At 38.7% G+C, this 21,037-nt stretch carries 20 protein-coding genes, 2 pseudogenes and 1 other annotated feature; of the genes and pseudogenes, 12 read left to right on the top strand and 10 right to left on the bottom strand.

Annotation, left to right across the window (positions count from 1 at the left end):
• A partial coding sequence (locus ACH0AB_RS10825; protein ID WP_406878150.1) for an IS1 family transposase occupies positions 1-273 on the top strand: 273 nt, incomplete at its 5' end.
• A gap of 465 nt (positions 274-738) precedes the next feature.
• Here ACH0AB_RS10825 and ACH0AB_RS10820 read toward each other — a convergent pair.
• From ACH0AB_RS10820 to modA, 3 genes are read right to left on the bottom strand one after another with little or no spacing between them, the layout of a single operon-like run.
• Positions 739-1,380, bottom strand: a complete 642-nt coding sequence (locus ACH0AB_RS10820; protein WP_159375491.1) for an ATP-binding cassette domain-containing protein — start codon at positions 1,378-1,380, stop codon at positions 739-741.
• 42 nt (positions 1,381-1,422) lie between these two features.
• A complete protein-coding gene (gene modB, locus ACH0AB_RS10815) occupies positions 1,423-2,115 on the bottom strand; it encodes a molybdate ABC transporter permease subunit (RefSeq protein ID WP_406878149.1) in 693 nt (230 codons plus the stop codon).
• 14 nt (positions 2,116-2,129) lie between these two features.
• Positions 2,130-2,888, bottom strand: coding sequence for a molybdate ABC transporter substrate-binding protein (gene modA / locus ACH0AB_RS10810; protein ID WP_406878148.1), 759 nt, complete (start codon positions 2,886-2,888; stop codon positions 2,130-2,132).
• Between the two features lie 384 nt (positions 2,889-3,272).
• Here modA and ACH0AB_RS10805 point away from each other — a divergent pair.
• The 4 genes and pseudogenes from ACH0AB_RS10805 to ACH0AB_RS10790 all read left to right on the top strand — a co-directional run bounded on the left by ACH0AB_RS10805 (position 3,273) and on the right by ACH0AB_RS10790 (position 9,234).
• Positions 3,273-4,568, top strand: a pseudogene (locus tag ACH0AB_RS10805) (IS3 family transposase).
• A gap of 530 nt (positions 4,569-5,098) precedes the next feature.
• Positions 5,099-6,685, top strand: coding sequence for a cytochrome c (locus ACH0AB_RS10800; RefSeq protein ID WP_406878147.1), 1,587 nt, complete (start codon positions 5,099-5,101; stop codon positions 6,683-6,685).
• Between the two features lie 255 nt (positions 6,686-6,940).
• Positions 6,941-8,545 carry a flavin monoamine oxidase family protein gene (locus ACH0AB_RS10795; protein WP_406878146.1) on the top strand — a complete coding sequence of 535 codons (1,605 nt, stop codon included), beginning with the start codon at positions 6,941-6,943 and terminating at the stop codon, positions 8,543-8,545.
• Between the two features lie 17 nt (positions 8,546-8,562).
• Positions 8,563-9,234, top strand: a complete 672-nt coding sequence (locus ACH0AB_RS10790) for a c-type cytochrome (protein ID WP_406878145.1) — start codon at positions 8,563-8,565, stop codon at positions 9,232-9,234.
• Positions 9,235-9,604: 370 nt separating this feature from the next.
• Here the strand turns inward: ACH0AB_RS10790 and ACH0AB_RS10785 are convergent, their stop codons facing one another.
• Positions 9,605-9,889, bottom strand: a complete 285-nt coding sequence (locus ACH0AB_RS10785) for a DIP1984 family protein (RefSeq protein ID WP_406878144.1) — start codon at positions 9,887-9,889, stop codon at positions 9,605-9,607.
• Here ACH0AB_RS10785 and ACH0AB_RS10780 point away from each other — a divergent pair.
• Positions 9,875-11,183, top strand: a pseudogene (locus tag ACH0AB_RS10780) (IS3 family transposase). The gene ACH0AB_RS10785 and the pseudogene ACH0AB_RS10780 overlap by 15 nt on opposite strands.
• Positions 10,150-10,266: a sequence feature (AL1L pseudoknot), on the top strand. Its footprint overlaps the pseudogene before it by 117 nt.
• Positions 11,184-11,475: 292 nt before the next feature.
• Here ACH0AB_RS10780 and ACH0AB_RS10775 read toward each other — a convergent pair.
• Positions 11,476-11,793, bottom strand: a complete 318-nt coding sequence (locus ACH0AB_RS10775) for a hypothetical protein (protein WP_060994299.1) — start codon at positions 11,791-11,793, stop codon at positions 11,476-11,478.
• Positions 11,794-11,991: 198 nt separating this feature from the next.
• On the opposite strand from ACH0AB_RS10775, the gene ACH0AB_RS10770 reads away from it, so the two are divergent.
• A complete protein-coding gene (locus tag ACH0AB_RS10770) occupies positions 11,992-12,216 on the top strand; it encodes a helix-turn-helix domain-containing protein (protein ID WP_036596869.1) in 225 nt (74 codons plus the stop codon).
• Between the two features lie 281 nt (positions 12,217-12,497).
• Here ACH0AB_RS10770 and ACH0AB_RS10765 read toward each other — a convergent pair whose 3' ends face one another.
• A complete protein-coding gene (locus ACH0AB_RS10765; protein WP_036596867.1) occupies positions 12,498-12,767 on the bottom strand; it encodes a helix-turn-helix domain-containing protein in 270 nt (89 codons plus the stop codon).
• A 156-nt stretch (positions 12,768-12,923) separates the two neighbouring features.
• Between ACH0AB_RS10765 and ACH0AB_RS10760 the strand changes: the two genes are divergently transcribed.
• From ACH0AB_RS10760 to ACH0AB_RS10745, 4 genes are all read left to right on the top strand, one after another.
• Entirely contained in the window at positions 12,924-13,634 is a 711-nt protein-coding gene (locus ACH0AB_RS10760; RefSeq protein WP_060996147.1) for a hypothetical protein, read from the top strand.
• 45 nt (positions 13,635-13,679) lie between these two features.
• Complete coding sequence (locus tag ACH0AB_RS10755; protein ID WP_060996146.1) at positions 13,680-14,216, top strand: hypothetical protein; 537 nt, start codon at positions 13,680-13,682, stop codon at positions 14,214-14,216.
• A gap of 108 nt (positions 14,217-14,324) precedes the next feature.
• The gene (locus ACH0AB_RS10750) at positions 14,325-14,843 is read left to right on the top strand and encodes a hypothetical protein (RefSeq protein WP_060996145.1); all 519 of its coding nucleotides are present in this window, start codon (positions 14,325-14,327) and stop codon (positions 14,841-14,843) included.
• A gap of 63 nt (positions 14,844-14,906) precedes the next feature.
• Positions 14,907-15,302, top strand: a complete 396-nt coding sequence (locus tag ACH0AB_RS10745; protein ID WP_060996144.1) for a hypothetical protein — start codon at positions 14,907-14,909, stop codon at positions 15,300-15,302.
• Positions 15,303-15,851: 549 nt separating this feature from the next.
• Here the strand turns inward: ACH0AB_RS10745 and ACH0AB_RS10740 are convergent.
• Both ACH0AB_RS10740 and ACH0AB_RS10735 read right to left on the bottom strand, forming a co-directional pair.
• A complete protein-coding gene (locus tag ACH0AB_RS10740) occupies positions 15,852-17,933 on the bottom strand; it encodes a hypothetical protein (RefSeq protein ID WP_065253213.1) in 2,082 nt (693 codons plus the stop codon).
• Positions 17,927-18,577 carry a plasmid mobilization protein gene (locus ACH0AB_RS10735; RefSeq protein WP_065253214.1) on the bottom strand — a complete coding sequence of 217 codons (651 nt, stop codon included), beginning with the start codon at positions 18,575-18,577 and terminating at the stop codon, positions 17,927-17,929. The genes ACH0AB_RS10740 and ACH0AB_RS10735 overlap by 7 nt, the downstream gene beginning before the upstream one ends.
• 354 nt (positions 18,578-18,931) lie before the next feature.
• Here ACH0AB_RS10735 and ACH0AB_RS10730 point away from each other — a divergent pair, with 354 nt between their 5' ends.
• Entirely contained in the window at positions 18,932-19,519 is a 588-nt protein-coding gene (locus ACH0AB_RS10730) for a hypothetical protein (RefSeq protein WP_060996141.1), read from the top strand.
• Between the two features lie 727 nt (positions 19,520-20,246).
• Here ACH0AB_RS10730 and ACH0AB_RS10725 read toward each other — a convergent pair.
• Positions 20,247-20,612 (bottom strand): hypothetical protein, encoded by a 366-nt coding sequence (locus ACH0AB_RS10725; RefSeq protein ID WP_060996140.1) that lies wholly within the window; start codon positions 20,610-20,612, stop codon positions 20,247-20,249.
• A 10-nt stretch (positions 20,613-20,622) separates the two neighbouring features.
• Complete coding sequence (locus ACH0AB_RS10720) at positions 20,623-20,922, bottom strand: hypothetical protein (protein ID WP_060996139.1); 300 nt, start codon at positions 20,920-20,922, stop codon at positions 20,623-20,625.
• Positions 20,923-21,037 lie beyond the last annotated feature (115 nt).

The following is a 21,037-nucleotide window of genomic DNA, read 5'->3' as shown; positions in this document are numbered from 1 at the left end:
ACAGCCAAACAGCTACGAGCCAAGCTTGATGAATTAGGTGTTGATTTTGGCTATGTCTGCTGTGATAACTGGGATAGCTTTTTAACTGCCTTTGATCTTGATTTTAAAAAGGTGGGTAAATACCATACGGTTGATATTGAAGGTAATAACAATCGTTTTAGGCAAAGGCTTAGGCGAGTCTTTCGAAAGACAAGCTGTTTTTCGAAAAAGCTAGCAAATCATTTTAAAGCGTTTGATTTACTGTTTCACTATGTCAATTATGGCTGGGTATAGTGGGCATACTTTTTATACCACAGCCCAAAACACAAGTGTAACAGGTTTGTAGTTAGTTGAAACAGTTAAGTATTTACTATATCCGAATTTCAAGCAATCAATGCGATAATTTTATTACTGCATTTGAAACACTACCTAAATTTTTAAGGTTTATAAAAAAGATTTAAATCAATGGAAAGCTCTTTACAAAAGATTTCTATTGATTTTATGGGATGAAAGGTATCACGAGAAATTTGAACCTGCGAATTTATCAGAATATAGAGTACGCACCGATTTTGAATTTGTTAATTTCCCACATGTACCCGAAATGTGGAAACAAGCTCAATATGCTGAGAATTCCTAGCAGTCAGCACAGAATTCGGAGAAAATAGTACGCTAAGGAAATTAGTCGAGTATTTTTAAAATTGATAATGGGTGAAATGTATATAAAACGACCGTACTGTGCACATTGTGCCGAACCTTTCTTTATAGAAAATAAATCTCATCAGTTAGTGCCGATATTTCGTCTTTATCATGGCTAACATACAGAATAGGAATTTGCGTAGTAGTGATGATTTGTTGAAAAAACGGCAAAATCTCTTGCTTATGAATACTATCTAAGGCGGATAACGGCTCATCAAGAAGCAATAATTGCGGAGAATATAGCAAAGCCCGCCCCAAAGCTACTCGCTGTTTTTCACCACCTGACAGCTTGGTTGGCATTCGATGAGTCAAATGCTCAAGTTTTAACAAGTCGATAATTTCATCAATTTGAAACCGCCGATTTTCTGGTGAGATATTACGATAGCCGAACAATAAATTTTCCATGACAGATTTGTGGGGAAAAATTTGAGCATCTTGGAACACCAAACCCACTCGTCGTTGCTGAGTCGATAGATTGATTTTCTTTTGGCTGTCAAACCATGTCTGACCATTGATGATGATTTTACCCTGTTTGGGTGTATTAATTCCCGCGATACTGTGCAAAATACTGGTTTTACCCGAACCCGACACACCAAATAATCCCATAACTTGCTTGGTTGATTGTAAATTTGCTAACAGCTGAAATTTACCCAAGCTTAGTAAAAAATCACAATCAAAAACAAGCGGTTGGGTAATATTTATCATAATAATATTCGTTTAAGGTAGAATTTATTGTAAGGTGAGAAGCTAAGCCAGTTTGCGTTTCCTATAACGCCCATACCATTGCGACAACCACAATGCCATAAATGCAATACCAACCGATAAGACCAACAAGCGCATAATTTGGGAATCACTATCAGGCTGTTGTAATAGACTGTAAATAGCAAGCGGTAGTGTCCGAGTTTCGCCCTCAATATTACCGACAAAAGTAATGGTCGCCCCAAATTCCCCCAAACTGCGACAAAACGATAAAATAGCCCCGATCACAATCCCCGCACCCGACAGCGGTAATGTCACTTGGAAAAATGTCCGCAAATGGCTTGCACCCAGTGTCATGGCAGTTATTTCTAGGCGTTTATCGACCAACTCAATTGCCAAACGAGCTGACTGTACCATGAGTGGAAAACCCATAACTGCCGATGCCAAGACCGCACCTTTCCAGTTAAAAGCAAGCTCAAAACCCATTTTTGTTAGGTATTTGCCAATTAAGCCTTCATTGCCAAATAGCACAAGCAAGATATAACCTGGTACAACTGGCGGCAATACAAGCGGTAAAAATACCAAAGTTTCAAATAACGATTTACCCCAAAAATCCTTACGAGCGAGCAACCACCCCATGCCAATGGCAGGGACAAGGTTAATCAGCAAGCTAAAACTTGCCACTTGGCAAGATAGCTTAATCACTTCAATTTCTTCTGGCGTCAAATTGGGGGCTAACATAGTTATTTGATTGCTTATTGCAGCCCATTAAAGCCATATTTTTTATAAATCGCTTTGGCAGGAGCGGATTGTAAGAATTGGTAATAGCGCTGTGCTTCAGCGTTTTTCTTAACCATAGCAATGGGATAAACAATCGGTGTATGCGTAGTCAGTGGGAACACACCAATAATTTGTACATTTTTGGCCACCGCTGCATCGGTTGCATACACGACACCAAGCTGACATTCCCCACGATTAACAAAGTTTAACGCCGCACGTACGTCTTCGGTTTCAACAAGACGTGGTTTGAGCGTATCCCACCAGCCAAGATTGGTCATGGCTTGTTTCGCATATTTGCCGACTGGTACACTTGATGTATTACCTGTACACCATTTGCCCGTGAATGCTCCACCTATATTAAAGGATTTATCCATTCTAATTGGTGTGGTAATAGGTTTTGATTTTGGTGTGATTAAAACCAGACGGTTGCCTAAAATATTTTTGTAAGTGCCACCAATAATCTTATTTTTTTTGCTTAAATAATCCATCCAAGCGGTGTCTGCTGAGATAAATACATCTGCCCCTGCCCCTTGTTCGATTTGTTTGGCAAGGGTTGATGAGGCAGCATAAGAGGTTTTTACTTTGGTTTTGTATTGTTCTGTATACAGTTTATTGATATCGTTAATGGCATTGGTCATGCTGGCAGCAGCATAAATAGTGATATCAGCATTGGCAATTTGGTTAACACCAATGGTAAGGGCTGCTAAAACCAGGGTTTTTGCGACAAATTTCATGCAATTTTCCTCTCTTATATCCAATATTAATCTTTTTTTACACCCAAGATCATGTGCGATGATTTAATTAAAACGGTAACAGTTGTGACAACGTTTAAACGCAGTTTTTGGGGCTGTGTTAGGCGCTTATATTTTTTGGTAAAAATAAATTTTTAGAAATAAGCGGTTTAAGCTTTTGATATTTTAATTCTTAGATTGTAGCATGAAGACCAACGTTTAATATGAACAAAGAGCTAAGTAAAGTGTATGCTGTTGCACTCGCTTTTCAACTCTCACATATCAAACGACAAGAAACAATACACACCTTACCCAAGAACAATGATGTATGCTGAAAAAAACGGACAAAAATATTTGGTAAACTAACAACCTAAACAGGAGTTTACCATGACCAAGAAAATAACAGAATACAGCGAAAGTTTCAAAGCCGAAGCCATCGCCAAAATCATAGAAAATAAAAACAATATCAGCCAAACCGCCAAAGAATTAGGCATACCCATGAACACACTAGCAAACTGGCATAGGAAGGCTGAAAATGGCGTACTTGCAGGCACACAAAACTATAACCCTGAACTTATAGCCGCCTTAGATGAAATCAAAGACCTTAAAAAACAGCTAAAAATCGCCCAAGAAGAACGAGAAATCCTAAATGAGGAGGGGTAAGCGAAGCACTGCTTCGCCCCGACGCAAGGCGAGAGCTATGCTCAAGTACCAATAGCCAAGTACGCCTTCATGCAGCAGAATCGGTTAAAGTTCAGCCTGACTCGCATGGCAAAGCTATTTGAGGTATCAATCTCAGGCTACTATGACTGGCTTAATCGTGGGATTAGCAAACGAAAACAGCACCATAATCACTGTGAGCTACTGGTCAAATCCGCTCATATGGATACACAGCAAAGCTATGGGCATGAACGGCTACATCAGTATCTAATCAGCCAAGGGCATAATATTAGCCCCTACATGGTGCGTCAGATTAAGCAAGAACATGGGATTTACTGCAAACGCCACAAACGATTTAAAGTCACTACTGACTCAAATCACGAAAAGCCTGTTTATGATAACTTGCTTGAACAGCAATTTGATGTGACAGCACCCAATATTGAAAAAATTCTTGCGGAGCAGTGCTCCTCAGGTCAGCGATATTACCTATATCTGGACCAATGAAGGCTGGGTGTACCTAGCAGCGGTCAAAGACCTGTATAGTAAAGAGATTGTGGGCTATGCGTTAAATAAACGCATGACCGCTGATTTGGTTTGCGAGGCTTTAAACAACGCTATCAAGTATAAACGACCCGCTAAAGGGCTTATCGTGCATTCTGATAGGGGTAGTCAATATTGCAGTTATCAGTATCGCCAAATTATTCAAAAGCATGGCTTTGCTGGCTCTATGAGCCGAAAAGGTACTCAGGCATAGCTTTCGCCTTGCACTCGGGCAAAGCAGTGCTTTGCTATTCCTCGTTCATGCTATGATAATGCTCCGATTGAGAGCGTCTGTGGTGAGAAGCACTGCTTCGCAAGAAAAAATGAGCTAGTTTACCATAGGATTTATGAAACTCGTCAGCAAGCCATCGCTGATGTCACAAGGTATATTGAGATTTTTTACAACCGTCAAAGAATACAAAAAGGGTTAGGCTTTAAGTCACCTGCGGGGGTTTCCAAGACTTTTACCGTCAGGCTGCCTGACATAATCTACCAAGTGTTTTATTCCGTTGTTGACAGCAGGGGTCACTTTCGCTGTATTCTACTTTTTTCTTAGTCATGGTAAACTCCTGTTTAGGTTGTCAGTTTACCAAATATTTTCTTCCGTTTTTTTCAACATACATCAAATCAAATCATGCTTTTCTTATTGGAAGAATTTATTTAATATACTGTGAATTACTAGTTTTTATAAAAATAGACCAGTGTTAATCAATAATTAAAAAATGGCTTGAACGTTGATATAGATGTTGCATACTATGTTTGGATAAAAAATGGTAAAGTCATCTCAACTTATAGATAATATCCTTATGTTATTGATAAGTTTCATGCAAAGCCACTAATAATTAGTTTAGTCTCTGATATTAAAAATCGATGTTTCAACGTCTTTGATAATTTTCGAACATAACATTGAAGATGTTGAAATAAAAATATCAATAAACTTACATTGTTTTGATTATTAAGTTTTAAAAAACCCATAAACCTGTAAAAATATAAAGAATTATGAGCAAAAATTTATGCCTTCTATTATTTCGATTAGCCTTACCAATCCTATCAGTACCCGGCCGCGACAAACCGTTAATCGGCTAAAAAGATGTAAAGTTGGTAATATATCAGGTCTGTTCATCCTATCGTCCCTTGCCATATTGAGTGGTATTACTGACGCTAACGCTGAAAATACCGCTTCGACAGCCGCCATTAGAACGAAGCAATCAGTTGCACAAGAAGCGCTATCCAATGCGCCTTCACCCATTAATATACCTGCAACCTCCTCTGTCACTACATCACAAGACAATGCAGCGATAGCTCGTGGTGCCTATATTGCTCGGGCGGCAGACTGTGCCGGGTGTCATGGCGAAAACTATAGCGGGGGTGAAAAATTTGTGTTGCCAATGGGTATCGTAGTTTCCACCAATATTACCCCATCACTGACCCACGGTATTGGTCATTATAGTTTGCAGCAATTTTCTGACGCCATAAGAAAGGGCAAAGCCCCAGATCATCAGCTGTATCCTGCCATGCCTTATCCTTCCTATAGCCGGATGAGCGACCCTGATCTAAGTGATTTGTATGCATTTATGCAGACAGTTGAAGCAGTTGATGAAAGCCCTAAAGACAAGACCCAGATGAAATTCCCCTTTAATATGCGCATATTGATGAAGGGTTATAATCTGATTAATATCCCCAAATGGACGGTATCACCTAATTTAACCGAAAGCCAAAAACGGGGGCAATATTTGGTTGATAACTTAGGGCATTGCGGCGATTGCCATACACCACGTACCGCAACGATGGGTTATGATTTTTCGCATTATTTGGCCGGCGCACCCATACAAGGGGTGCAAGCGCCCAATATCACCACAGACAATGACACCGGTATCGGGCGATGGTCAAAACAAGATATCGTTAAATTTTTAAAAACCGGTGAATTACAACATCAGGCGTTGGCTGGCGGTGAAATGGGCAAAGTTGTCCTGTATAGCTTGCAGCATTTAAGCGACGCAGACTTAATGGCGATGGCAGACTATCTCAAAACGGTGCCTGCGGTAAAAAGCGGCGCAACGACCGCCGCGCTTAATATGGCCAAACTGCCACAAAATCAAGACTCAGATATCACCTACAATCTTTTAAAACAAATTGACAGATTAAAAGCCGCTCAACAAAAGGCAAAACCGGGTACAGGTGAGTCCCTGTATCTCAATAATTGTGCAAGCTGTCACGGCATTAACGGTCATGGTCAAACTGAAGCCAGCTATCCTGCATTAACTGGTCTATCGATACTACGCGAAAATACGCCAAAGCGGCTAATTCAGGTGATCGCCTATGGTAGCAAAGCGCCCTTAGATACCCTGCCTAACATGCCAGGCTTTGCGAACAAGTTAAGTGATGAACAAATCGCCCAGATTGCTAACTATGTGCGTACCAACATCGGGGGGATGAGCGCAAGTGAGCTTACAGTAAGTGATGTAAAAAAGCTCGCTGAGCAGCCCAATGACGTGCCTTTCTTGATTGCTAATGCTGGATGGTTGGCGATACTGGGAATGATTGCCGGTATTGGGTTGTTAGGTTTACTGCTGTGGCTATTGCTGCGCCGCCGTGTTTAAAGAGACAGCATGCTTGATATTTTTAATTTGCTTTAACAAGCCTTTTTTGTTGCTCTAGATTCATACTAGGTTTATGGCAGAAAATAATAATGACCTTAAGTGGCATGAACCCATACAACAACCCAAGCAATAATAGAGTGAATTACTGACTTTGAATGCCACATTGAGACAGTGAATTACTAAAAATAATGTCATTAGCCTAGTAATAATTTTTATAAATAGTTATTTAACGTATTTATCCTTTAAGGACTTATTATGTCAGTTTCCCCTCATTCTCCTAGTCGCCGAGCATTGTTTAGCATGATAGGTAAGCTTGCGGGTGCAGCTACCATGTATCAGGCCATGACCAGTTTGGGATTTGCTGGTGAGTCTAGTTTTAAACAAGCCATCAACCTACAAGGCGCGCCGAGTGGCAAGTCAGTGGTAATACTCGGTGCAGGCTTAGCCGGTCTGACGGCCGCCTATGAGCTAAGAAAAGCAGGCTACAACGTCAAGGTATTGGAATATCAAAATCGCGGTGGCGGCCGTAGCATAACTGTACGTGGCGGCGACCGTTATACCGAGATTAGTGGGGATGTGATTACTTGTGATTTTGCTGAGGGTAATTATCTTAACCCAGGGCCGTGGCGACTGCCGCACCATCATTATGCCATTATTCATTATTGCCGGGAGTTTGGCGTGGCGTTAGAGCCATTTATCCAAGAAAACCATGAAGCTTATCTACACAGTATCCATCATTTTAATGGTGTTCCACAGCGATTGGGCGATGTGCAAAGCGATATGCGGGGCTATACTTCGCAGTTACTGGCCAAATCGTTACAACAAAATGCGCTTGACCAAACCGTAACCCGCGAAGACAAAGAAAAGCTACTTGATTGGTTAAAAACTTGGGGCGTGCTAAATACCAATTATCAATATGTACCGTCAGATACCTTAGCTATGCAGCGCAGTATGGCAATTTTGCCAGGCGGCGGTCTTATGCCAAGATGGAAAAGCTCGCAGCCGCTACCATTGTCTGAATTGTTAGATGCTAGATTTTGGTCAACAATGGGCATGGATTATAATTTTTTCTCATTAAAACATAGCCCACCAATGTTTCAACCAGTGGGTGGTATGGGCAAAATTGGTGATGCCTTTACGCGTGAATGTCGAGAAATGATTACTTTTAATCGCAAAGTTACTAAAATTGCCCAAAATTCGACTGGCGTAACTATTTATCATCAAGATGCCCAAAACCCCAATAGCGGTGTTGAGCAGTTGCAGGCAGATTATTGTATTTGTACGATTCCGTTATCGGTATTAAGCCAACTTGAGGTTGAAGTCTCAACTGAGATGAAAAAGGCGATTGCTGCCATTCCTTATGAAACCTCGTTTAAAGTGGGTCTTGAATTTAATCGCCGTTTTTGGGAGGAAGATGAATGGATATATGGTGGGGTCAGCTACACCGATATGCCGATTAACCAAATTGCTTATCCATCTAATGGTTTATTTACCAAAGGGCCCGCCGTGTTATTAGGCGGCTATAGTTATGGCCCGGCTTCTTATAAGTTTAATGCTCTTACGCCGCAAGAGCGTGTTGAGGCCGCATTAGCGTATGGTTCACGCATTCACCCACAGTATCGACAAGAATTTAGAAGCGGTACCTCTTGGGCATGGCATCGAGTATCGTGGACATTGGGGTGTTATGGCATCTGGAATAGTACAACGCGTAAACAATACTATAGCACCTTAAATCAAATTGATAATCGGGTAGTTTTGGCAGGTGAGCATTGCTCAGACTTACCGGCCTGGCAAGAAGGGGCGATTTTATCAGGTATTGACACAGCCAAGCGTTTACATCATAAAATTCTAAACGGGTAATCAATTGTGAGACTTATATGAAAAAAACAAACACTGGCATCATCATAGCGGTTTTATTAATCGGTGGCTCAGCAATGGCGATGGGTATGTTTGCAAATAATACATCGCATGCTACCTTAAGCGCCCAACCTGCAGCTAACAATGCTATAAAACCAGCACCCGTAGATGTCTACGCCAGTCGGGATAACCGGGCTTGGGGCAGTGTCTATCTATTTAATTCGCAAGCCAAAGCGGATGAACCTGCCTATCAAGCAATGACCCAAGACACTGGCGGTCACATTGTTAACTATAATGCCGTACCCCCGCTAGAAAAAGATGCCGATTATCAAAAATGGCATAAACTGTTTGGTGATGATGGTAGCTTTAGCAGTACCAATGGCAAAGAAATTTATCACCAGTCTTGTGCAGGTTGTCATCTGCATCAAGGGCAAGGCGGGGCGGGCGCAGGCTATTACCCACCACTGGCTAACAACCCAAAAATGCATTCATCAGAGTACATTTATAATATTTTGATTAATGGCTTACGAGGTATGCCATATTTTCGCGATATGCTAAATGACGAGCAAATGGCAGCCGTAACTAAATATATCCAAGAGGATTTAAATGGGATTAAAAGCACGGTCAATGCTAAGGATGTAGCCGCATTACGTCATGAAAGCTCACCTGAGATTGACCCAAGTGACCATTAATATGCGTTAATAGACTGACAATGGTTGGTACACAGCTAGGCTCTTTTAATATATGAAAATATTGGCTAGCTAAAAATAATATGTAATATTTTTTTAAGAATAATAGATGAAATAAAAAGGTGAACATACTGTCAAGATCAGGTGGTAAGGTCTAACAGGTAACAAGCAAAGCTTGGCTATAATGGGTGCGTAGTACTGGGTGTTAGAGGTAACTCCAGAGTCGAACTGGTCGCCATTTCCCACCCTTAATGCTTACCATGCATTTTGCCATAGCGATATGTTTTCAACCCCTCGTTACGGCGGTTTGGGGTCTTGATCTTCGCCCAGTATGTTCAAAGTTATAAATTACTTAATAAAGATTGCGTGTAAATTAAGTCAGATCAATTTGCCAGTTGGCTGATTGAATTGTTATGTTAATCAGACGGATTTTTTCGGCAACATCATCAGCTTGTTTTTGTAAGTCTTTTACAGGAATAGTAACTACCCATTTAATTTCTCTAGCACTGTAACGTTGGCTGATTTGACGAGCAGGGGTAAGTGCTGCCATAATAATTTTATGTCGCTCTATCAATCGATCTCGCTCGACTAACTGAACCGTCCCGGGATTGTCGGAGACCCAAAACTCTGAGACAATACCCTTATGAAAACCAAACAATACTCAACTGAAATTAAGACTCGAGCCGTCGAATTACTCATCGAATCACAAAAAGATTATCCCTCACTCTGGGCAGCCATACAAGCCATTGCTCCGAAGTTTGGCTGTACCCCTGAAACCCTTCGTTCATGGCATCAAAAGCACCTAGCAAAGCAAAATCCCATCACTGTTACCACCGAAAGCCAAGCCGCCCGCATTGCCGAGTTAGAGCGAGAAATCAAAGAATTAAAGCAGGCTAATGAAATCATTCGCAAAGCCGCTGCTTTTTTCGCCCAGGCGGAGAAGGGCCGCAAACCGAAGTAATGGTCAAATTCATCGATGATGAAAAGAAAAAGTATGGGGTCGAGTCGATTTGCAGAATCCTGCCAATCGCCCCATCCACCTACTATCGTATCAAAGACGAGCAAGAGAACCCAGAAAAACAAAGCCGTCGCAAGCAAAGCGACAAACACCTTATGGAGCAAATCAAACAGATTTGGCGAGACAGTGGCTGTCGCTATGGCATTCGTAAAGTCTGGCACAAACTCAAACAAGACGGTCTACCAAAGCTTGCTCGCTGTACTGTTGAAAGGCTCATGAAACAGCTTGGCATCCAAGGCGTATGGCGGGGCAAAGGCAAAATCACCACCAAACAGCGTGATGACCAAGACAAACCCGCTGATTTGGTCAAACGCAATTTTACTGCCGATGCCCCAAACAAGAAAAGACTCTTGCGGAGCAGTGCTCCTCAGGTCGCTGACTTTACCTATATCAAGACTAAAACAGGCTAGGTTTACACCGCCTTTGTCATTGATGTGTTTAAACGGGTCATCGTCGGTTGGAAAGTATCCAATCGCATGGATACCCAACTGGTACTTGATGCGTTAAATCAAGCACTGGATGCTAGGCATAGACCAAAAAATGTGATTCACCATAGCGATAAGGGTAGCCAGTATCTATCCATCAAATACAGTGAACGGCTCAAACAGCCAGGGCTTGCCGCATCTGTTGGTACGACTGGTGATTTCACTTCGGGCATAGCCCTACGTCTTGCACTCGGGCGAAGCAGTGCTTCGCTATTCCTCGCTCAGACAATGCTTTAGCCGAAAGCGTGAATGGGCTATATAAAACGGAGGTGATTGACTATTTTAAACCTGAATGGAATGGTGTGAATGATGTTGCATTGGCGACCCTTGATTGGGTACACTGGTACAACCATGAACGATTGCATTCTACCAATGGATATGTATCGCCTGAACGAGGATTAGCGAAGCACTGCTTTGCCCGAGTGCAAGACGGAGAGCTATGCTCGTAGTGGACGCGGAAAATATCTACTATTGTTCATTAATTCCGTCAGGCTATGCTGCCTGACTCAAGCAAACCTGTCTCCGATAAAACCAGGACGGTTCAATTTGTCTGAATAACAATGATTGAATATATTAAACTTTAGAAATTTTGCTAAATGTTTTTTACCCATATTTCACCTATCTGAAATTATGTTAAACAATACGCCCGTGATTTGTAGTAGCTTTTAAAACCAAAAAGAGTAATATGCCTATCAAAGCGGTATTACTCTTGATTTGCTAATAGTGTTAAGACTGCCACAGCTAAGCATGTTGCAACATATTCTCAGGAAATTTACGGACAAAGGTATTACGCACCTCATCGTAAAGAATATCATGCAATTGAGATAAATCAGATTGACTGGAAAACCCATCTAAACGAACCAACTCACGCTCTACCCAGACGCGTAGCGCCATAAAATTATCCAACCCCTGAGGCACCGTTAAAAAATAAGCAAGCCTTGTTCCCTCATTCACCTCAAACTCTAAGATAAGCTTATTGGCAATTAAATTTGCCTGCTCACGAATTAGCGCATTTCTTTTTTGCTTAAACAATAGCTGCTGTAACACCATTTTTTTCATTACTGTCTCCATACCTCATTGGCATATTAACTATCTATTGAAATAATTGAATATGGCAACTACAATTTTTATGAGATAATACCTACTCCCTTTAGAATAAATATTCGCCAACAAATACTTTGTAGTTACCAGTAAGTACATGCTATCGTAAAAAGTAGTTGCTGGCAAATACTTTTTACTTACCAGTAAGGAAATTTTGTGATCTTATGTAATTTACCTGTGCTGTTAGCTGAACGACGTATGAAAGTTGCTGATCTGATAAGAGCAACTGATATCAGTAAATCAACCTTACATCGCCTCTATAATGGCGATACCACCCGTATTGAATTTGATACGTTGAGTAAGTTATGTGAGGCGCTGGGAGTTGAAGCTGGCGATATCCTTAAATATGCGCCTGATGATGACAATGCCAACAAAGCTTAAGGAGTAATATTTAAATTAGTATTGCGTGAACTGTAAGTGTAATTGACTAGTTAGTTGGCTGATATACGGAAAAATTTCGTGTTCACTGAATTTTCGAATAATTCGATGCACTATCTTTCACAAGTATTTGATTTTTAGTTATTTTATTTTAAAGCAATTATACGATTTTCTTAGCATAACGGAAAAATTCCGTGCTAGGGTATTTAGTCGATTTTGCTTAATACAATGGGCGGTGTTAAATACCATTTACCCTTAAAAAGCTCTATTCAAAGTATACGTTATTATTGGTTAGAGTTAATGCTAGTCTGACTATTCATCAATTTCACCAAATCATCATCTGCAAAAAAATAAGCTGGTGATACCTGTAGCACTTGGGCAATTCGTTCAAGTGTTAATAAATCCGGTAAGTGCACCCCTTTTTCATAACGATTGATACGCGTGCTGGCTACAAATTCGTCCAAACCAATTAAAATGCCTAATTTTTCTTGTGTCAGTTGTTTTGCTTTTCTAGCTTCTTTAAATCGCTTTGAAAATAATTGTTGTAAACCCATAACTTTATCCCACCACTAAAGCTACGAATTTCGTATATTTACGTTGATTTTTTACTACGAATAACGTAGTATTTTTTAAAATACTCGTTTATCCGGCATCCGTTGACAAAATGCGATTGTCAATCATCAAAGATTGCGCCAATTTTTAGGATTATCATGACCATCCAATTAATTCCTGCCTTCGATAATAATCCGCCTAAGTTTCATCGACTACCTAAACCTGGTAAAGGTTTTAAACGCTACGTTAAAGTTATGGGCATTATTAGTTTAATTTTAGCTTTTATTAATGGGTTAAGTGTCCCAAGTCATTTTTTCACTGCCTTTATGAAAGGGTTGGGTATTATGCTACTGCTCCAGCTTCCTGTCATATGGGTGGTTGCCACCATTTTTAAGGCCAGAGTGGCAGCTACCAATGGCTTAGTGGTCACAACCAATCTACCAATCCATGAGTATTATAAACAAGCTTTTATTCAGCAAGGCTATCAAGTCGATTTTGAAAGTGAAGGCGTTGTGATCGACGCTGCGCGTCGCAAAATAGGTTTTACCCAATCCACCACGGGCATTGATCCAAAAACCCGACTGGTAAACAATATGCTTGTCTGTGATTTTCATGATGTACAGCGTTGGTACGTCTCAAATATCCAGCATAAAACCAAGTTCTCTGGCGGTGTTTCTGCTGCTCATAATAGTGCCACTGGGATTACCACGGTTTATCAATCACCTGGGTATGAGCGCGTCGATTTATCTTCGTTTCGTATTGTGGTTGAAATCAATTACCCACCCTTTCCAATACAGGACTTTCGCGCTAAAAATCAATTTGATGCGGATCAATGGGTTGCAAGATTATCGAGTTTGATTAATAATTAATAAGATTAAACAATTTTTTACTATTAAACACCATTTGAGGTCGCTATGAAGGCTTTTTTACCCACTGCCCTATTTATCAACCTATCTGTAGCTACTTTGATGCTAGTGGGCTTAACTAGCGCTGCCAACGCCGCTCAGAAGGTGCAAGGCTTTAGTGTAGAGAATTGTCGACCGCTGAATGATAAAGCCATTATGATAGATTTCTGCAGTCCACAAGCCATCGGGCTGTATAAACAGCAGTTGTCTAAGCCGATTAACTTTAATCGTAATTATGTATTATTTCCCATTGATGTACCTAAGTCAGTTAAAGGCTGGGGGAAAGTCACAAATTATGCCGCATTAAATCCTAAAACCAAGCAAGTGATTCCTATGAGTTTTGCTTTCTTCGCTGATCAAGGGTATGCCAGACTAAATTTTTCTAAAAATGCTAATAAGGTGTGTACGATGGATCATAACACCGCATTAATGGGCGATGGCGAGAATGCAGGCACCTATACCCCTGCGTCAGATGGCAATGTTAATTATTGTGTGGCGATGATTGATAATCAGTTTTTCTCCACCACGGTTGATTTTATGCCTTAAGCTATTTGTAACTATAAACAATATTAAGGTGATGATTTCTTAATTTATTTATGCTTGGTGTTTTAAGCCTGGTTTTAATAAACGGATTTTGTAGAAGGAAATTCTACTATGAATATAAAAATTGCAGTTTGCGTAGCTAGTTTATTTTTATCATCACTGAGCATAGCAAAGACATATGATTGGACGCCTTATCTAAAAGGGATACAAGATAACTGCGAAACCCCTGATTTAGATAAGTCAATTCCCACGAATCTAAAACCCTCTGTGATTAAAATGGAAAACCATCGTAAACTTGATGATGGGACATATGTGGGTAAAAAGGTATTTACGTTAAAAAATGCGATTTTATTTGGTTATCCTTTGACCAAAATATTAATGGATTCTAATGGGTATCAAGGTGAAACGCTGTTTTACTTCGCTGATACTAAATTTATGGCTCTTCGTAATCAATTCTATGCTGATACCAATAAAGGCAAATTATACGCCTCTGAAAAACGTAAAATCCTAGATCCTGATAGTATTGCTGGTGAACACTCCGCCAATGGCATTGGCTATAGCAGTGGAAGCGTAGGGCTTAATTTTAATGAAAAAACTAAGAGCATATCTTGTGGTTGGTCGGCAGGCTAAATTTTTTATAAAAAAATCATAAAGCTTTAATTCAAACACCTTTCTCAATTGGAAGATAAAACCATGAAAAAATTACGTACAATGACAGGGTTGATTTTAAGTTGTTTATCAATACCAAGTTTTGCGGACTGTGTTTCAAGCATTGATAACGATTATTTGGACAGAAAAATGCAATTTGCGACTGGTTATGAAGCAGCAATCATCCTAAATTGTAAGAAACCAACTCGGGCTTATGATAAAGCTGTGTGTAGCAATTCAAAATTAAAATCACTAGATGCGGTATCTGTTCAGAGTATAGTTGCAGATTTAGCGAATCAACAAAAATGGGACTTAGACGATGACCAAATTAAGTCTTACGCACAAAAGGAGTATCAATATCGCTATAAAAAAGCAGGCAAAACCCCAGAAAGTATTTGTAAGTTCTTATTAAAAGAACTTAAAGAAACGCAAGGTGGTTAGATTATTAACTTTGGTCACTTTAATTCAATAAATGCGAGGTTTTTCCTGAAAGTGCGTAACTGCTTATAATCCTCCTGACAGTAAAATAGGCAATGACAGATAAACCAACTAGTCACCCAAATCAAAAGCATGGACGAGTTCAAAGCCAACTTAAAATATTTAAACAAATAAAGCTATTTAAGCAATATTTCCTAATAATGAAGTTCAAGTATATGTGATTTATCAAACCTGCAGTAGCATTCACTATGTCGGAAGTCGTGACCAGAAAGTCTTTATACGGTGCTTAAAGCCTGTCTATAATGCAGTGAATAAGGACTAGGCTGAACTGGCTTTAGATAAAATTGATAGAATATGGGGCATTAAATACACTGCTGTGATTGCTTCTTAGCGAGACAAATGGCATTTGCTAAGTGCCTATTTTAAATACCCTGCGGTAGTCAGAAAAACCACTTATACCATCAATACTATTGCATCATTAAATGCTAGTTTAGGAAAAGTTAGAGATCGCCAAATTGAAACGATCTCTATAAATCATACAACTTAGGATAATTATCTCGGTTTTGGTCGAGATGGTATGACTACTTTTTCAGGCTCTTTTTTAGCTAGACCTTGATTTTTATCAGAGAGTGGAATTTCAGGTTTCGGTTGAAGTTTAGGCTGTTTCAATGCTAATTTATCAACCTCTAGGTCAGGCACTAATTCATTTTCTAATCGGTGATTTAAAACTGAATTTGGTTCCACATTAAGCGTTTTATTACTATCTAGCTGATTTTTTGCTTGCTCTTTTAACGCTTTTTGCTGTTTTTCTAATTCAATGGCTTTTTTCTTTAGTTCATATTTTTCAATAATTGATTCAAGCGTTCGATTAATTTCTCCTGCTTGGTCACTGTAGCAACTAAGCTTGCTATTTGTTGCTGTTGTTCGTCGTTTGCTGTCTTGAATTCTTGATTCGACGAGATTAGCGTTTGAGTAAGCTTCGTCAGTTCTTCGTTTTGCTTGGTCAGTAGCTGATTCTGCTCGTCTAACTTTGAAATAATTGCGTTTTCTCCCTCCGATAATCCCTCCAATTCTTTGGTAAAAAGCGTAGAGAGGTTGGTAAATTTGGTGTGTAATTCGCTGTACAGTTTCTCTGAGCGTTTCAGAAATAATTTGTAGAGCTGAGCGTCGTTTTGGTTGTTCATTTATTTGCCTTTTTGTAGTTGCTTGAATGTTATTATTAAATTGATCACGATGATCACCATCAAGATTAGTAAACAAATTGACTTGATTGCGTTGTTTTGAAAGCCTACTGTCACCCCCAGGATAAGTGTGATTATCAAAGTAGTATTGGAAAGTGAAAGTACTAAAACCAACTGATTTAATGACGATTTTTGGCGCAAAGTTGACGAATTTTGCTGTGCTAGAGTCTTGATTAAATCGGTATATTGTTGATTGCTTTGGTGGGTTAAATGGTTCTCTAATTGGCTTATTTTTGTCTGAGTATTCATCTCGAGCTGTTGATAAGATTGGATCATTGTCTGCTCGAGCTGTGCTTGTTGCGTCAGTAGCCTTTGTATTTCGATTATTATTTCGCTCTGCTCGTTTAAGGAAGGGTTTTTGTTTAGGTTTATCATTTCCAGATGATTCAGTTTCTGAAATAATAGCTCGAATTGGCTCACCAATTTGTTGCAGTTGTTGATCATCAATTGAGCTTGTTGCATATGATTCTCTGAAGCGTTTGCGAAGTCGTTCAGCACGTTTTGTAAGTTCTGTTTCATATGTTCTTCTCGCTCGCTTAGCTCGTTCTCTTTTTGCGTAATATTCATTTCGCGGATCTGCATCTCGTTGTGCTTGATGCTCTGAAATAAATCGTTCGCGTTCAAACTCTTTTTCATAAATAAATCCTTTTAAAGGAATACTATTGGCAGCCGTCTCGTCATACGGATTTTTGATATTAATCTGATTACGGTCACGCTTTAGCGGCACAATCTCTAAGCCTAAATTTTTAATTGCTTGTTTAATTTGCTCATGATTTAAAATGCTACCATCGGTAATTTTTTGCTGTAAATGCTCAGAAATCTGTTGCTGCAATACGCGATTAGTAAGCGGTTGTTTTCGATCAATCACGAAGGCTTGTCGTCGTTTTGGGTCATTTGGATCACTCAATCCATATCTAAAATTTGTCCAGTCCTTCCAAGCGTCAATACGTTTATTATCAATATTTGTGTAATACACCGTCAGTGCATTACCTGAGATTAAATCAACGTTAGCATAGACAAAGTTGAGTTCTAAGCGCACCTTTTTTGTAGTTGGATCAACTTTATCGGTGTGTCGCACCCAGTAGCCAGAAAAGTGATTTTTAGACATTTCTGGAAATAATGCATTTTCAAATGATTGCATGATTTCATGCTGTTCTTCTTCTGTCATCTTCGCAGATTCTTCACTGTCAAATGATAAACAGCCTGCTGTATAAATTTGTCCTTGTGATTCATAACTATTTATCACTTCCGTTGTAATGTCAGCATTACCCCGCAGTAAAACGGCAGTACCATTCGCTACTCTTTCTGGGCTTAATAAGTAATTTTTAGCCCCATCTCCACCCAGTGAATGATGCTTTTTAACATGACCTCGATCGAAGAATTTAACTAACATAGCTGGTTATTATTTTGATTAGTAGTGGGATTTTTTGATGCGATTAATTGATGGCTAATTTGCTGTGCTTCACCATAAATTTTATAAAGTAGTTCGTTCATTTCTTGCACATCAACAATCAATTGTAAGTAGTCCACAGTGACAAAACGTTGCTGATCGATATGTAGCAAATGCACCAACTGATTTAAGTTATTACAAGCCCCCGCAAATAATCGAATAAACTGTTTATCCAATCTTGCCGGAGTACGTTTGAGGACGGGATCTTCGAGCGATAAAGCATACTCTCGCATATAAGCGGCAACTGTCATCCCACGTTTTTTTGCTTTATTTTTTAAGTGATAAAGCTCACTATCACTTAAACGGATTTTGATCGACTGGGGTCTAATACGGCTAATTTTGTTAAATGTTAAGGTTTTATAATTAAGCTGTTTACCTGTGTCATCAGTAGGCAAATGATAAGGTTTTGGGACGTTTAATAATTTAATTAAACGGTTTTTTATCACAAACGTTTTGGCTTTTTTGAGTCGATATTTTCTTGCCGGAATAAAGACTAAGCTACTAAGCTGCGTCCCTCGATAGCTCGGATAAAAACTTGGTACTTTGAAAGCAAGCGGGATAGATTGGCGTCGGCGTTTTGTCATCATCGTAAAACTTTTAATGGTTTTTCTGCCTTTTTCCGCGAGGCTTTTATCGCGCAAAAAGGTACGGCCGAGTCAATTTGCGTAGCAAATTGACTCGGAAGGGGGTTGAGGGGGTTTACCCATCACAAGAAATGACGAATACGAAACGAAGTGGGGGTATTTGTCTTTGCTTGCTTTTTTATCATTTTTAGCCCTTTTTTCTACTATACCTATTTTTATCCTGTTACACAACCCGCTAAATTTATAAACTAATGTAAGTAAAATTTGCTGTATACCTACTTTTCTATAGCAAATTTAATGATTTTTATTAACGCTATGCTATGCTAGAGTTTTCTCAGCAATTTTCCAGAAGGCGTTATGAGTTATTTAAAACAGACAGAAATTTTAAAAATAGTCAGAGCCTGTGGTAGTTTAAAATCGCAAGCAGCTGCCAATGTTTTTAAAGCCATCGATGATGGGAACTTTGTATCTAAAAATATGATTAATTGTTCAATAAATCATTTTTTAGATCTACCCAATCATGCAAATTCTATACTTTATCCTAATGTTGATTTAAACAATGAATCTTTATTAAAACTTCAGGGAAATTTAAATAGTTACCGCGCACAAAAGCTTTATAAATTATTTTTTAATCGAGAAATTGATAAAAAGAAATTACTGGTTTTAAGCAAACCTAAAAACTATCACTATGAGCTCACAGTTAAAGAAGTCGTTGAGTATTTCACTCAAAATCTTGTGACTTTTAAAAAGTTGCTGGTATTGGAATATCACAATTTAAAAGTTGCCAGCAATTTAGGTTTAAAAGGGTTATATTTTGATATCCGCTATTTTAGGGGAATACTGCTTAACCTTAACGAAATCGATGAAGATACGGATATTTTCGAGACACATCCAGAGAAATTTGGTAGTAGGATACTTCAGGTTGGTTTTATGGATATCAACTGAATGGGCTATGTTAAAAAAGATGTTAGGGACTTAATTGACTTTCTTATTTTAAGAAATGATGAGAATTAGCCACAAGTTTTAAATACCTTATTGCTGCTATTTTAGTGAATTTTTAGTTGTAATATAGCTATAAGGGCTATCTTGGCTATAAGATGCCAATGTTGAGCATGTAAATCTTTATGATTAGACGGCTGATTAAATGTTGATGTTCGAATAAAAAATTAATTTTTAACCTTTTTCATTCTTTATATTGGGCAAGACGCTATCACCAAAAATAAATCTTTTAAGCTGTTAAAAGATTCACTTTATCTAAATAACGGCTATGTATAATTGTCACTATTTATACAAATTATATTTTTGATTAAAGGGTTATTTTCAACCATATTTTCTTTATGCTTTAAATATTTTAAAACCTATTTTTTTCATTGTTAGACAATAAGCCCGCGACCCTCCTGTCTATTGCAGCCTCATATGAAATGAGATAATTTCGATTTTAAGTAGGTACTATCTTGCATTTTTAAGTTGGTGCTACATGGAATGGGGTAAATAATATTGCTCTAGCAACCCTTGATTAGATACACTGGTATAATCATGAACAATTGCATTTTACTAATGGATATGTGTCGCCTGTTAAGGCTTAACACATCTACTGTTATTCATTAATTCGGTCAGACTATGCTGCCTGACTCAAATAATCCTACCTTCGACAATCTTAGGACGGGTAATTTTAAAAGGGACAGTCGTCATCTTTTAAATCTTGACTACAATTTTGCATATTTCGTTGATTAGCTGAGTAAATAAATTTATGACAGTCATCACAAATAAAGTTAAAAACTTGATGCTGATAAATATAGCTTTGCTCATAAATCTGTTTTGCGATTTTACAATAGCTACAACAGATATTGGCGTCAAATGCTCTCACTTTTTGCACAATCTCAGTAAGTTTATCAATATCTATTTGATAATAATTGCAAAGATATTTTATATGCGCCAATCGATCAATAAACTGATCAAGTGATGTCTCGAAATAATCTTTGCAAACCGTGAATTCAAACTCAGTAATGTTGTTTTGTTTCAAATAAAAAATAGTCATTTAATGGCCCTTAGTTGTACATTTCCTGTTGATATTTTTTAGTAATTAGCGCTAAAAAATTCTTCTTTAGCATTTGATAACTATCATCAAAATCACCGCAATTGAAAGCGCAGCAATTGTCTTTGACCCAATCTCTAACTGCTGTATAGTTGTCGCATTTTCGATATAACCCTAAATGAAAATATAGGTTATCGCCATATTGGATATTCAACTCATGAATCAGTTGTCGAGCTAATGCATCAGTTTGTCTTTTGATTTCTTGTTTGACAGTTAGGTGGCTTATCACTTGTGTCATGGTCGGTTGAATCATGCTCTTCTCCTAAATTGACTGATTTGAAATTTAATATAGTATAATACTCCCCGAAAACTAGACCAAAAAATTGCAGCAAATAAGATAGAATAGCCCTTAAGAAAAGAGGTCTATC

Origin of the sequence: Moraxella sp. 179-F 1C4 NHS (assembly GCF_045370505.1) — a bacterium.
GTDB lineage: Bacteria > Pseudomonadota > Gammaproteobacteria > Pseudomonadales > Moraxellaceae > Faucicola > Faucicola tetraodonis.
This window is presented reverse-complemented; position numbering and strand designations above follow the sequence as displayed.